The sequence below is a fragment of the Streptomyces scabiei 87.22 genome (genome assembly GCF_000091305.1).
In the GTDB taxonomy this organism is placed as follows: domain Bacteria; phylum Actinomycetota; class Actinomycetes; order Streptomycetales; family Streptomycetaceae; genus Streptomyces; species Streptomyces scabiei.
Window position 1 is genome coordinate 5,887,361 of the sequence record NC_013929.1, and the last position, 12,809, is coordinate 5,900,169.

Here is a 12,809-nt window from a genome sequence, read left to right on the forward strand (position 1 = left end):
GGTTACGTGGAGAAAGAGCCGGCGTCGGCCGGGCGGGTTCCCGCTGACTCACGCCTGACGGCATCACGTGACAGAACCGGGACAATCGCCCCCGACGGCACCTGCCGAACCCGACGGCACCCGCTGAACGCTGGAACTACCGATCCCTCGGCCCCCTTTGACCCCTGTGGGGGCCCCTCCCCCCCCGGCCCCCTGCCCTCCCACCCCGCCTCATCGGCCGCCCCCCTCCCTCCTCACCCGCCCCCGTACAGCTCCCCGTACGACGGCCACGTGCCCCCCGGCCCGTCCACCGACTCGGCGGCCCGCACCGCCCTTACGATCGCCCGCGTCACCAGGTCGGCGCCCGCCGCGAGGAGTTCGTTCAGGGCGAGGGGGCCGGCCTGCGGCGGCAACGGGCGGGTGCCCGTCGCCAGGGTGAACACCGTGTCCCCGTCGTTGAGCAGATGCACGGGGCGCACGGCGCGGGCGATGCCGTCGTGGGCCGTGCCGGCCAGCTTCTGGGCCTGGGCGCGGGTCAGGTCGGCGTCGGTGGCGACCACGGCCAGCGTGGTGTTCATCGGGGGAGGGGGACTCTGCGCGGACGCCTCCGCGATCCGGCGCCGCGCGCTCGCGTGGACCTCCGGCGCCGGGTACGCCGCACGCCCCTGGAACAGCTCCCCGTAGAGCACCCCCGTCTCCGGATCCGTCACCGAGCCCGCCGCGTTGGCCACCACCAGCGCGGCCACCGTGATGCCCGAGTCCAGCACGGTGCTCGCGGTGCCGATGCCGCCCTTGAGCAGGCCGACCGTCGCCCCCGTCCCGGCGCCCACGCACCCCTCCGCCACCGGGGCGCCCAGCCCGCCGGCGTCGGCCGCCTCGACCGCCGCCCGGCCGAGCGCGGCATCCGGTCTGGCCCCGAAGTCCCCGCCCCGGCCCAGGTCGAAGACACAGGCGGCCGGCACCACCGGCACCACGTGCGCCGGGTCGCGGCCGACCCGCACGCCCCGCCCCCGCTCCTCCAGCCAGGCCATCACGCCCGACGCCGAGTCCAGTCCGTACGCGCTGCCGCCGGTCAGCACCAACGCCTCGACCTTCTGCACCAGGTTGCGCGGGTCGAGCGCGTCCGTCTCCTTGGTGCCCGGTCCTCCTCCGCGCACGTCCACCGCCGCGACCGCGCCGCCCACCGGGGCCAGCACGACCGTGGTCCCGGTCAGCCAGCCCCCGCCGACCCGGGTGGCGTGACCGACCCGCAGACCGGCGACGTCGGTGAGCGCGTCAACGGCCATGGGCGTCACCGTTGTGATGTGCCGGGTCCGCCCCCGGGGCCTGGCGGGTCTCCTCGGCGCGGTGGTCCCGGGCGGTGAGCGTGACTCCGACCGCGACCGTCGCGGCGGCCACGAGGCCGGCGGCCGGGACCGCCCAGTGACCCAGGAACGTGCACCCGACCACGGCGAGCGCGGAGAGCGGCAGAACGGCCTGTCGGGTCGTGCCCACCTTGTAGTGGCGGGCGTGCAGCGCCCACACGGACAGGAGATACAGCGCCGTCGGCAGGGTCACCGCGGCGGACGCGGCCGGCGTGGAGATGTGCGCCTTGCCGACCGCCTGCTCCACCGCGACCTCCAGCCCGGCACCGATCGCGGCCGCCGAGGCGAAGATCAGGTAGTGGCCGTAGCCCCACAGGAAGCTCTCCTTGCTGGAGCGCAGATGGCCGTGGATGGGGACGGTGAAGTAGACCCACCACGCCGAGAACACGATCAGCAGTCCGCCCGCCGCGATCGGCAGCAGCTCGCCCAGCGCGTCCTCGTCGTCCACCGCCGACTTCACGGCGACCGTCGCCGCCAGGATCGTCTCGCCGAGCACGATGATGGTGAACAGGCCGTACCGCTCCGCGATGTGATGCGGATGCCAGGACGTCTGGAAGCCCTTCTCCGCGAACACCGGAACACTCAGTTCGGCGATCGCCATCACCAGGAACAGCCAGGGTCTGGCCGGTTCCGGCAGGACCAGCAGCCCCAGCCAGCCGATCTGGCAGAGCGCCACACCGCCCGCGTACCGCAGGGCCGTGGTCCGCTCGGGGCCCGTCGCGGTCCGCGCGGCCCGCAGCCACTGCGCGGTCATCGCCAGCCGCATGATCACGTACCCGAGCACGACCAGCAGCCAGTCGTGGTCCTCGAAGGCCCGGGTGACCCCGGCGGCGAGCACCAGCACACCGGCGATCTGGACGAGGGTCACCAGCCGGTACGGCACGTCGTCGTTGTCGTACGCCGAGGCGAACCAGGTAAGTTCATCCAGGCCCACCAGATCGCGAAGAACACCATCGCGTAGTTGGCGATGCCCTCGGCCGCGTGTGCCTCCGCGACGGAGTGCACCAGCTGGACGCCCGCCTGGGCGACGGCGACCACGAAGCACAGGTCGAAGAGGAGCTCCAGCGGCGAGGCGACCCGGTGCTCCTCCCCTCGCCCCCGTGCGACCAGCCTGCGCACCGGGGCCCGGCCGGTGGGGGCGGGAACCGAGGGGGTCGGGGGCGTGGAACGGGACGTCATGCGGCCAAGCACACCAGATAACCCGGTGAAATTCTTGCCCGGGTACGCACAAGTACCGGGAGGGACCGGCGGAGTGCGCGGACGTGCCGGGCGGACGCGGGGACGGGCCGGGGGGAGGGGCCGGGGCCGCCCGTCGGCCGGGACCGGGGCCGTACTCTGGAGACATGAGTACCGCTCCCGCCCCCGAACCGCGTGACCCCAAGGCCGCGCTGGTCTTCGACGACCCGTTCAGCCGGCCGTCGTCCGACGACACCGACCACGGGTGGGGCGAGCGGCCCGGCGACGGCGGCGACAGCGCGGCCGACCTGAAGCGCTTCCTCGACGAGAAGCCGCCCCACCACCTCTGACACCGTCGGCCGAGGCGGGCGAACGCCGCTAGGTGCGGTCGTGGCCGGAGCCGCGCTGGGCCACCAGGGCGTCGCGGATCTCCTTCAGAACCTCCAGCTCGGTCAGCTCGATGACCTCGTGCGTGCCCTCCTTCGCCTTGCGACGGGCCTCCTGACGGGCCAGGTACTTGGCCATCGGAAGCACCATCAGGAAGTAGACGACGGCCGCGGTGATGAGGAACGTGAGCGTCGCGTTCAGCACCGTGCCCCAGAGGATCGAGACGCCGTCGATGACCGTGCCGTCCGTCCCCACCTCGCAGGGGTCCTTCAGGCAGTAGCTGTACTGGTCCAGGTTCTTCGTGCCGAACGCCCCCACCAGCGGGCTGATGACCCCCTTCACCACCGAGTTGACGATGTTGGTGAAGGCCGCGCCGATGACCACGGCGACGGCCAGGTCGACGACGTTCCCCCGCATCAGGAAGGCCTTGAAGCCCTCCCAGACGCCTGGCTCCTTCTGCTTGCTCACCACGAGGCCCTTCCGCGCTGATTGTGGAACAAATGACTCCGCAACCTACGGCAGGGCCCGGCCCCCGTGTCCAGTCGGGTCCCACCATCGTGGGATCCGACGTCACCACAGCGTCACCGCCAGCCGGGACGTGGCGCCCGCGCCGGCCAGCCGGGCCGCGGTGCGGCGGGGCACGGTCAGGACGACCAGGGCTCCGCTCTCGGCGGCGTCGGCGGCCGGCACCTTGGAGACGCGGGCGCCGCGGGCGACGATCCGTGCGGTGCCGGCGCCCGTCGCCGACTCCTCGGCCGCGATCACGTCGACGCGGTCACCGGGGCGCAGCAGCCGTACCGTCGCGGCGTCGGCGATGCGTACCGGCGCGGTCACCCTCTCCGCGGGGGCTGAGCGCTCGGGGACCGGGTCGGCCACGGGGTGGCCCCTGACCCGTCCGGACTCCCGGGGTCCCGCTCCCGCCACCAGCAGGGCCGCCGCGGTCACCGCCAGGCCCGCGGCCGTGGCCCGGCGCCGGCAGCGGGCGAGACGACGCAGCCGGTGCGCCCCGCCGCGCACCCTGAGCGGCGCGAAGTGCGGAACCTCGCAGGTGGGAGGGGCGTCGGCACCGGGTGGGCCGACGGCCCAGGAGGGGACCCGCCCGGGCGCGGGCCGGGACGGCGACGGGGAGGAGGACAGGGGAGGGGCCGGTGGCTGGGACGGGGGCGGATACACGTGAGGGGGCCGGGGCGACGGCTCGGACGGGGAACGGGACATGGGGACCACCACCTGCTGTGGGAGATCGGCTGGCGGTCCCACGATGGGGTCTGGCGGCGGAGCCCGCCGAGACCTGTGGACCACCGGCCGACTGTGGAAAACCCCACCACCCGAACGAGGAGTTCCGCCGGAGCCGTGGCAGCCGTGACCCCCGTCAGGGCAGCGTCACGGCAGCATCAGGGCAGCTCGAACCCCGGGTCCATGCCGCCCAGCGCCGTCGCGCACAGGCAGTCGCGGCTGTCGTTCGCCGGCAGGGCGGCGACCGCGTCGAAGAGGACGCCCCGCAACCGGTCGACGTTCGCGGCGAACACCCGCAGGACCTCCTCGTGGGAGACGCCCTCGCCGGTCTCGGCGCCGGCGTCGAGGTCGGTGACCAGGGTGAGGGTGGAATAGCAGAGCTCCAGCTCGCGGGCGAGGACGGCCTCGGGGTGGCCGGTCATACCGACGACGGACCAGCCCTGGGCCTGGTGCCAGAGGGACTCCGCGCGGGTGGAGAAACGGGGACCCTCGACCACCACCAGGGTGCCGCCGTCCACCGGTTCCCAGTCCCGGCCGCGCGCCGCATCGAGGGCGGCCTTGCGGCCCGCGGGGCAGTAGGGGTCGGCGAGGGAGACATGGACGACGTTGGGGAAGGCCCCGCCCGGCAGCGGAAGGCCGTCGAAGTAGGTCTGGGTGCGGGACTTGGTGCGGTCCACCAGCTGGTCCGGGACGAGGAGCGTGCCCGGTCCGTACTCCGGCCGCAGTCCGCCCACCGCGCACGGGCCGAGCACCTGGCGCGCCCCCACGGAACGCAGTGCCCACAGGTTGGCCCGGTAGTTGATGCGGTGCGGCGGCAGATGGTGCCCACGGCCGTGGCGCGGCAGGAAGGCGACCCGGCGCCCGGCGATCTCACCGAGGAAGAGGGAGTCGCTGGGGGGTCCGTAGGGCGTGTCCACCTGTATCTCGGTCACGTCGTCGAGGAAGGAGTAGAAACCCGACCCCCCGATGACACCGATCTCCGCCAGGGCCGTCCCCGCCGAGCCCGTCGCAGTCGCGCCCGTCCCCGTCGCCTCGGCTTTCGTCGACTCCGTTCCCGCCGAGCCCGTTCCCACCGTGCCGTCCGCCGTGCTCGTCCCGCCCACCGGCCCCGTCCCGTCCGCCGCCTGCTCCGTGTTCGCCATGCCCGCACCCTAACCGGGGCCCGGACACGCCGAAGACCCCGCCGTCGTACGACGGCGGGGTCCCGGACGAGGCTGCTAGGCCGCCGAGGTGCTGCTGGTGGAGGAAGAACCCGCGGACGACGACTTCGAGTCCGAGGACGACGAACCCGACGACGAGGCCGACGCGGACTTGGAGTCCGAGGACGACTTCGCGTCCGACGACTTCGACGTCGCGGGGCTGCTGCTCGACGAGGAGCCGCGGCTGTCGTTCCGGTAGAAACCGGAGCCCTTGAAGACGATGCCGACCGCGGAGAACACCTTCTTGAGGCGGCCGTTGCAGGCGGGGCACTCGGTCAGGGCGTCGTCGGTGAACTTCTGCACCGCTTCGAGGCCCTCACCGCATTCGGTGCACTGGTACTGGTACGTCGGCACTGGTCTTCCTCCTGGCACTCTCACTCGATGAGTGCTAACGACGGTCCATAGTGACGTATTCCCCCGGGATCAGTCCACTGTCACCGGCACTCGGTGACCGACGACACGCGCGACGGTACGGCTCCGGGGGGTGCCCACCAGCCTCGTACGCAGGGCGAACAGCGTGGCCAGGGCCAGTGCCGTACCGGCCGCGGGCACCAGGAATCCGGCGCCGGTCCACAGCCGGTCCTCCAGCTGGCCGGCCGTGGTGACGGCCGCCGCCTGGCCCAGCGCGACCGCGCCGGTGAGCCAGGTGAAGGCCTCCGTGCGGGCGCCGGACGGCACCAGCGAGTCGACGAGCGTGTAGCCGGTGATCAGGGCGGGGGCGATGCACATGCCGACCAGCAGGCCGAGCGCGGCGAGCACGACCACGGAGTCGGCGGTCCACAGGGCGGAGGCGGCCAGCGCGAGGGCCGTGTAGCCGACGAGCAGGCGCCGCTGCGGGGCCGCCTTCCAGGCGATCGCGCCGCAGACGATGCCGGCGAGCATGTTGCCCGCGGCGAAGACGCCGTACAGGACGCCGTTGATGCCGGGCTCGCCGATCGACTCGGAGAAGGCGGCGAGGGAGACCTGCATGCCGCCGAAGACGGAGCCGATGCCCAGGAAGGTGACGATCAGGACCCGTACGCCGGGCACGGCGAGGGCGGAGACACGCTCCACGCGCGCGTGCGCCACGGGAGCGACCTCGGGCTGGGTGGCGCGCTGCGCGGCGAACAGCAGACCGCCGACCAGGGTGAGCCCGGCCTCGGTGAGCAGACCGGCGGCCGGGTGCACGGCGGTGCAGAGCGCGGTCGCGAGCAGCGGGCCGAGCACGAAGGTCAGCTCGTCGGTGACGGACTCGAAGGCGGCGGCGGTGCTCATCAGGGGCGAGCCCTTGAGCTTGACGCCCCAGCGGGCCCGCACCATGGGGCCGACCTGCGGCACCGACGCCCCGGTCGGCACGGCGGCCACGAACAGCGCCCACAGGGGGGCGTCCATCAGGGCCAGCGCCGTCAGGGTGAGGCCGGCGGCACCGTGGACGAGAACGCCGGGGATCAGGACGGCCCGCTGTCCGTGCCGGTCGGCGAGACGGCCGCTGTAGGGGGCGAACAGTGCCATGGAGACACCGGTGGCGGCGGCCACGGCGCCCGCCGCCCCGTACGAGCCGGTGGTGTGCTGGACGAGCAGCACGAGGGAGAGGGTCAGCATGGCGAACGGCTGGCGGGCCGCGAAGCCGGGGAGGAGGAACGTCCACGCGCGCGGGGTGCGCAGCAGCTGCCCGTATCCCGGGCGGGACGTCTTCGAGGTGCGGGGGGTGCGCGGGGGGCGTGAGGTGTTCGAGGTGACCGTGGATGCCACGGCCGTGCCTTTCCGCCGCCTGGTAGCGCGCCCGTGCGGGGGGCGCCGAGAGCTGTCCTCTTGCGCTACTGCGGTAGATGCCGGAGCCCGCTGAGAGGGGTGTCCCGGCCGCCATACGGTCGCGCCAGCTCTGCGTCAGGCAGAGTTGGTCCGATCAAGTGCGCCTTCATCGTACAGGGATGATCGGCCGAGGCGCCTGTGAAACCGAGCACCATGGGCGGTCGCACCCCCGAATTTAGAGGGTGTGAACAGGATGAAACCTCCCCTTAACGTCCCGCCCCGCCCTTCCCGCTCCCGCCCGCGCGTCCGCCGCCGCCTCCGCGTCCCCTCCCGCCCCGGTGCACGTCGCCCTCCCCGTCCTCGTCCCCGTTTCCGTTCCCCGTCCCCAGCCAGTAGGCCAGCTTGCCGCCCTGGCCGACGGCCCTGAGGCGGCGTTCGGCCTGGTCGCGGACCGGGTCCGTGGCGACGACGAGCAGTTCGTCGCCGCGGCGGAGCACCGTGGTCGGCAGGGGCACGAAGGAGGTGCCGTCGCGCACCACGAGGGTGACGGCGGCGCCCGGGGGCAGCCGGAGCTCGTTGACCTCGACGCCGTGCATCCGGGACTTGTCGGGAATGGCGACGGACAGCAGGTGGCCGCGCAGCCGTTCCAGCGGCGCCGACTCGATGCCGAGGTCGGCGGCCTCCTCGCCTGAGCCGCCGAGCCGCAGCTTGCGGGCCAGCCAGGGCAGTGTCGGCCCCTGGACGAGGGTGTAGACCACGACCAGCACGAAGACGATGTTGAAGATCCGGCGGCTGCCCTCGATCCCGCTCACCATGGGGATCGTCGCCAGGATGATGGGCACCGCGCCGCGCAGACCGGCCCACGACAGCAGGGTCTGCTCGCGCCACGGGACCCGGAACGGGGTCAGCGCGACGACGACGCTCAGCGGTCGCGCCACCATGGTCAGCACCAGGCCGATCACGAGCGCGGGCCAGATGTCGTCACCCATCTCGTGCGGGGTGACGAGCAGGCCGAGCAGGACGAACATGCCGATCTGGGCGATCCAGCCGACGCCCTCGGCGAAGCCGCGGGTGGCCGGCCAGTGCGGCAGCTTGGCGTTGCCGAGGACGACGGAGGCCAGGTAGACGGCGAGGAAGCCGCTGCCGTGGGCCATGGCGCCGGCCGCGTAGGCGGTGACGGCGATCGCCATGACGGCGATGGGGTAGAGGCCGGAGGCGGGCAGCGCCACGTGCCGCAGGCCCCAGGAGCCCAGCCAGCCCACGGCGAGGCCGATCGCGGCGCCGATCGCCAGTTCCAGCGTTATCTCGCCGATGAGCACGTACCAGTGTTCGACCGGGCCGGCCATGGAGAGCGCGGCGACGAGGATGACGACAGGGGCGTCGTTGAAGCCGGACTCGGCCTCCAGGGTGCCCGTCACGCGCGCGGGGAGGGGGATCTTGCGCAGCACGGAGAAGACGGCCGCCGCGTCCGTGGAGGACACGACCGCGCCGATGATGAGTGACTGCCGCCACTCCAGCCCGATCAGGTAGTGCGCGCTCGCGGCCGTGACCCCGACACTCACCGCGACCCCGGCCAGCGCCAGTGAGGCGGCGGCGGGCAGGGCCGGCTTGATCTCCTTCCACTTCGTGCCGAGGCCGCCCTCCGCGAGGATCACGACGAGGGCCGCGTAGCCGATGACCTGGGTCAGTTCGGCGTTGTCGAAGTGGATGTCGCCGATGCCGTCCTGGCCCATGGCGATGCCGATGCCCAGGTAGACGAGCAGGCTGGGGAGCCCGCTGCGCGACGAGATCCGGACCGCGGCGACCGCGACCAACAGGACGAGCGAGCAGACGAGCAGGAGCTGGTTGAGGTCGTGGACAGTCAGAGGGCCGTACCTTTCTCGCCGAACCGCACGTGGTTCCGGATGGGGATGCCGAGCACTGGATGCGGGGCACGCGCGCGTGGGCATGCCGAGCCGATCACGGAAACCGTGCGATTGCGGTTACGTCAGTGCAAGTACTTCGTTACCTTACCTAACTCTTGACGATTTCTTGACGCTCGCGGGTGCAAGATCGAACAGCCGTCCGCGCCAGTTCCCGACTCCGCGTCAAGTCGCGCCGGGCCCTGCGCCTATGGTTGCTCCAGCGTTCAGTACAAAGCACAGCCCGACCTGCCGCTCGTGTTAGGACAGCAAGGACAGCGATGCCCACCGACAATCCCGCCTCCTCCGGCCAGCAGCCCGGCAAGTCCGGCAGGAAGAAGGGACGCAAAGTCCGTCTTCTCCTGATCGTCCTGGTTCTGGCCATCATCGGTGGCGTCGGCTACGGGGCGTTCTGGTCCGTCTCCACCGTGCGCGCCTCCTTCCCCCAGACCAAGGGTTCGATAACCCTGGACGGTCTGTCGGGACCGGTCGACGTCAAGCGCGACGGCTACGGAATCCCGCAGATCTACGCCTCCTCCGACGAGGACCTGTTCATGGCGCAGGGCTACGTCCAGGCGCAGGACCGGTTCTACGAGATGGACGTGCGCCGCCACCTGACGGCCGGCCGCCTCTCGGAGATGTTCGGCGAGAGCCAGGTCGACACCGACGAGTTCCTGCGCACCCTCGGCTGGCACCGCATCGCCGAGGAGGAGTACAAGAAGACGCTCTCGGCCGAGACCAGGAAGTACCTCGACGCGTACGCCAAGGGGGTCAACGCCTACCTCGCGGGCAAGGACGGCGCCGACCTCTCGCTGGAGTACGCGGCCCTCGGCTTCGAGAACGACTACAAGCCCGAGGAGTGGACCCCGGTCGACTCGGTCGCCTGGCTGAAGGCGATGGCCTGGGACCTGCGCGGCAACATGCAGGACGAGATCGACCGCGCGCTGATGACCAGCCGCCTCGGCCCGAAGCAGATCGCCGACCTGTACCCGCAGTACCCCTACGACCGCAACGGGACGATCGTGCGGGAGGGCCAGTACGACGAGCTGACCAAGACCTGGTCGGACGGGTCGGGCTCCCCGCAGAACGCCGACGGCTCCACGCAGGGCACCGGCGGCACGGGCACCGGCGGCACCGGAACGGGCACCGGCCAGGGCGCCGGAGGCTCCACGCAGGGCACCGGCGGCACGGGAACGGGTACGGGCACCGCCGGGACGTCCACGGACTCCGGAGCCCTCCAGACCCAGCTGGGCGGCCTCTACAACGTCCTGGAGGACCTGCCCGAGGCCGTCGGCGTGAACGGCAACGGCATCGGCTCCAACTCCTGGGTCGTCTCCGGCGACCACACCATCACCGGCAAGCCGCTCCTCGCCAACGACCCGCACCTGTCGGCGTCGCTGCCCTCGGTCTGGTACCAGATGGGCCTGCACTGCAAGGCCGTCTCCGCCAAGTGCCAGTACGACGTCTCCGGCTACACCTTCGCGGGCATGCCCGGCGTGGTCATCGGCCACAACGCCGACATCGCCTGGGGCATGACCAACTCCGGCGTCGACGTCACCGACCTCTACCTGGAGAAGCTCACCGGCGACGGCTACCAGTACGGCAGCAAGGTCCTGCCCTTCGAGACCCGCGAGGAGACCATCGAGGTCGCCGGCGGCGAGTCGAAGAAGATCGTCGTCCGGCTCACCAAGGACGGCAGCCCGCTGCTCTCGGACCGCAGCAACGAACTGGTCCAGGTCGGCAAGAAGGCCACCGTGGACCAGGACGCGCCCGACCGCGGCGACGGCTACGGCATCGCCCTGCGCTGGACCGCGCTCGACCCCGGCACCTCCATGGACGCCGTCTTCGCGATGAACAAGGCCAAGGACTGGGCGGACTTCCGCAAGGCCGCCGCCCTGTTCGACGTCCCCTCGCAGAACCTGATCTACGCCGACACCGAGGGACACATCGGCTACCAGCTGCCCGGCAAGATCCCCACCCGGGGCAGGGGCGACGGCTCGATCCCCGCGCCCGGCTGGGATGCCAGGTACCGCTGGACCGGCTACATCGACCAGGACGAACTGCCCTGGGAGTTCGACCCGAAGCGCGGCTACATCGTCACCGCGAACCAGGCCGTCGTCGACAAGAAGTACCCGTACACGCTCACCGCCGACTGGGGCTACGGCACGCGCGCGCAGCGGATCACCAGTCTCATCGAGTCGAAGATCAAGGGTGGCGGCAAGATCTCCACCGACGACATGCGGCAGATGCAGATGGACAACAGCAGCGAGATCGCCAAGCTGCTGGTGCCGCTGCTGCTCAAGATCGATGTGAACGACCCCAACGTCCGCGAGGCGCAGAAGCTCCTGGAGGGCTGGGACTACACGCAGGACGCCGACTCGGCGGCCGCCGCGTACTTCAACTCGGTCTGGCGCAACATCCTCAAGCTCGCCTTCGGCAACAAGCTGCCCAAGGAACTGCGCGTCGAGGGCCAGTGCCTGTCGGTGGAGCCGGTCGACGCCACCGGGCCGGCCGACGAGGACCGCAGGGTCCGCGAGTGCGGCAGGCGGGACGCCGACCAGGCGCAGCCAGACGGCGGCGACCGCTGGTTCGAGGTGGTCCGCCGGATCATCGACGACCAGGACAACCCCTGGTGGTCCGCCCCGAAGACCCGCACCCTGGACGCCGTCGACACCCGCGACGAGCTGTTCAACCGGGCCATGCGGGACGCCCGCTGGGAACTGACCGCGAAGCTGGGCAAGGACATCGACACCTGGAGCTGGGGCCGGCTGCACCGGCTGTTCCTGAAGAACCAGACCCTCGGCACCGCGGGCCCCGGTTTCCTCAAGTACATGCTCAACCGCGGCCCCTGGAAGCTCGGCGGCGGCGAGGCCACGGTCAACGCCACCGGCTGGAACGCGGCGGGCGGCTACGAGGTGGTCTGGGTGCCCTCGATGCGCATGGTCGTGAACCTCGGGGACCTCGACAAGTCCAAGTGGATCAACCTCACCGGCGCCTCCGGGCACGCGTACAACGCGCACTACACCGACCAGACCGACAAGTGGGTCGAGGGCCAGTTGCTGACCTGGTCGTTCTCGGACAAGGCCGTCGAGCGCGACACCAGCGACACGCTGCTGCTGAAACCGTGACGCCGGCCTGAACGCCGGAAAGCGGCCCTCCACGCGCGCGTGGAGGGCCGCTTTCGCGTCCGGGTCATCGAATCCGTCGTATCCGGGTCACCGGAACCGTCGTACCCCCGCCGGGGTCACCACCGCGTGCACCGGGCGGTCGTGCGGCTCCTCCGGCACCCGCTCCACGACCTCCGTGTCGTACAGGAGCACCACCAGTGCCGGGTCGGCCCCCGAGCGTTCCAGCCGGGCCAGGACGCGGTCGTAGGAGCCGCCGCCCCGGCCCAGCCGCATCCCGCGCGCGTCGACCGCCAGGCCCGGCAGCAGCACGGCGTCGGCGGTGGTCACGGCCTCCGGGCCGAGGCGCTCGCCGGCGGGTTCGAGGAGCTCCATGCGTCCGCCGCCGTGCCGTACGCGCGCGAGGGCGGGCCCTCCCTCGTAGACGCCCCAGTCGAGGTCGTTGTCGGGGAGCAGGACCGGCAGCAGGACGCGCACGCCCCGGGCGCGCAGAGCGTCGAGGAGCGCGAGCGTGCCCGGTTCACTCCCCACGGCGACGTACGCCGCGACCGTGCGCGCGTGCGCCAGCTCGGGCAGACCGAGGGCCCGTTCCGCAAGGGCGCCCGTCGTGTTCCGGACGTCATCCGCCGTCAACCCGTTCCTCACCAGGAGGAGCTCTCGTCGCAACATTCGCTTGGAAAGCTCCGGTTCAGGTCCCATCCGGCTCACAGGTCG

The 12,809-nt window shown here is 71.9% G+C and carries 10 protein-coding genes and 1 pseudogene; 2 read left to right on the forward strand and 9 right to left on the reverse strand.

What is annotated here, in order from left to right; translation table 11 throughout:
* Nucleotides 1–233: 233 nt before the first annotated feature.
* Nucleotides 234–1,265 carry a P1 family peptidase gene (locus tag SCAB_RS25280; RefSeq protein ID WP_013002915.1) on the reverse strand — a complete coding sequence of 344 codons (1,032 nt, stop codon included), beginning with the start codon at nt 1,263–1,265 and terminating at the stop codon, nt 234–236.
* A pseudogene (locus SCAB_RS25285) lies at nt 1,255–2,522 on the reverse strand (low temperature requirement protein A). The gene SCAB_RS25280 and the pseudogene SCAB_RS25285 overlap by 11 nt, the downstream one beginning before the upstream one ends.
* A 164-nt stretch (nt 2,523–2,686) precedes the next feature.
* On the opposite strand from SCAB_RS25285, the gene SCAB_RS25290 reads away from it, so the two are divergent.
* Nucleotides 2,687–2,869 (forward strand): hypothetical protein, encoded by a 183-nt coding sequence (locus SCAB_RS25290; protein ID WP_013002918.1) that lies wholly within the window; start codon nt 2,687–2,689, stop codon nt 2,867–2,869.
* A 28-nt stretch (nt 2,870–2,897) separates the two neighbouring features.
* Here the strand turns inward: SCAB_RS25290 and mscL are convergent, their stop codons facing one another.
* From mscL to SCAB_RS25320, 6 genes are all read right to left on the reverse strand, one after another.
* Nucleotides 2,898–3,374 (reverse strand): large conductance mechanosensitive channel protein MscL, encoded by a 477-nt coding sequence (mscL, locus tag SCAB_RS25295; RefSeq protein WP_041670930.1) that lies wholly within the window; start codon nt 3,372–3,374, stop codon nt 2,898–2,900.
* Between the two features lie 102 nt (nt 3,375–3,476).
* A complete protein-coding gene (locus SCAB_RS25300) occupies nt 3,477–4,121 on the reverse strand; it encodes a hypothetical protein (RefSeq protein ID WP_231885123.1) in 645 nt (214 codons plus the stop codon).
* A gap of 176 nt (nt 4,122–4,297) precedes the next feature.
* Nucleotides 4,298–5,281: an S-methyl-5'-thioadenosine phosphorylase gene (locus SCAB_RS25305; protein WP_231885124.1), complete on the reverse strand. Its 984-nt coding sequence runs from the start codon at nt 5,279–5,281 to the stop codon at nt 4,298–4,300.
* 75 nt (nt 5,282–5,356) lie between these two features.
* Nucleotides 5,357–5,692, reverse strand: coding sequence for an FmdB family zinc ribbon protein (locus SCAB_RS45260; protein ID WP_013002922.1), 336 nt, complete (start codon nt 5,690–5,692; stop codon nt 5,357–5,359).
* Between the two features lie 69 nt (nt 5,693–5,761).
* The gene (locus SCAB_RS25315; protein ID WP_013002923.1) at nt 5,762–7,069 is read right to left on the reverse strand and encodes an MFS transporter; all 1,308 of its coding nucleotides are present in this window, start codon (nt 7,067–7,069) and stop codon (nt 5,762–5,764) included.
* A 266-nt stretch (nt 7,070–7,335) separates the two neighbouring features.
* Complete coding sequence (locus SCAB_RS25320) at nt 7,336–9,018, reverse strand: potassium/proton antiporter (protein ID WP_013002924.1); 1,683 nt, start codon at nt 9,016–9,018, stop codon at nt 7,336–7,338.
* Between the two features lie 233 nt (nt 9,019–9,251).
* Here SCAB_RS25320 and SCAB_RS25325 point away from each other — a divergent pair, with 233 nt between their 5' ends.
* Complete coding sequence (locus SCAB_RS25325; RefSeq protein ID WP_013002925.1) at nt 9,252–12,098, forward strand: penicillin acylase family protein; 2,847 nt, start codon at nt 9,252–9,254, stop codon at nt 12,096–12,098.
* 87 nt (nt 12,099–12,185) lie between these two features.
* Here the strand turns inward: SCAB_RS25325 and SCAB_RS25330 are convergent, their stop codons facing one another.
* Nucleotides 12,186–12,794 carry a 5-formyltetrahydrofolate cyclo-ligase gene (locus SCAB_RS25330; protein WP_106437304.1) on the reverse strand — a complete coding sequence of 203 codons (609 nt, stop codon included), beginning with the start codon at nt 12,792–12,794 and terminating at the stop codon, nt 12,186–12,188.
* Nucleotides 12,795–12,809 lie beyond the last annotated feature (15 nt).

Excerpts from the sequence above, each read along its gene's own strand:
- SCAB_RS25305 (WP_231885124.1), bottom strand. The coding sequence starts at position 5,281 with ATGGCGAACACGGAGCAGGCGGCGGACGGGACGGGGCCGGTGGGCGGG.
- SCAB_RS25330 (WP_106437304.1), bottom strand. The coding sequence starts at position 12,794 with ATGGGACCTGAACCGGAGCTTTCCAAGCGAATGTTGCGACGAGAGCTC.
- SCAB_RS25300 (WP_231885123.1), bottom strand. The coding sequence starts at position 4,121 with ATGTCCCGTTCCCCGTCCGAGCCGTCGCCCCGGCCCCCTCACGTGTAT.
- SCAB_RS25325 (WP_013002925.1), top strand. The coding sequence starts at position 9,252 with ATGCCCACCGACAATCCCGCCTCCTCCGGCCAGCAGCCCGGCAAGTCC.
- SCAB_RS25320 (WP_013002924.1), bottom strand. The coding sequence starts at position 9,018 with ATGCCCACGCGCGCGTGCCCCGCATCCAGTGCTCGGCATCCCCATCCG.
- SCAB_RS25280 (WP_013002915.1), bottom strand. The coding sequence starts at position 1,265 with ATGGCCGTTGACGCGCTCACCGACGTCGCCGGTCTGCGGGTCGGTCAC.
- SCAB_RS25290 (WP_013002918.1), top strand. The coding sequence starts at position 2,687 with ATGAGTACCGCTCCCGCCCCCGAACCGCGTGACCCCAAGGCCGCGCTG.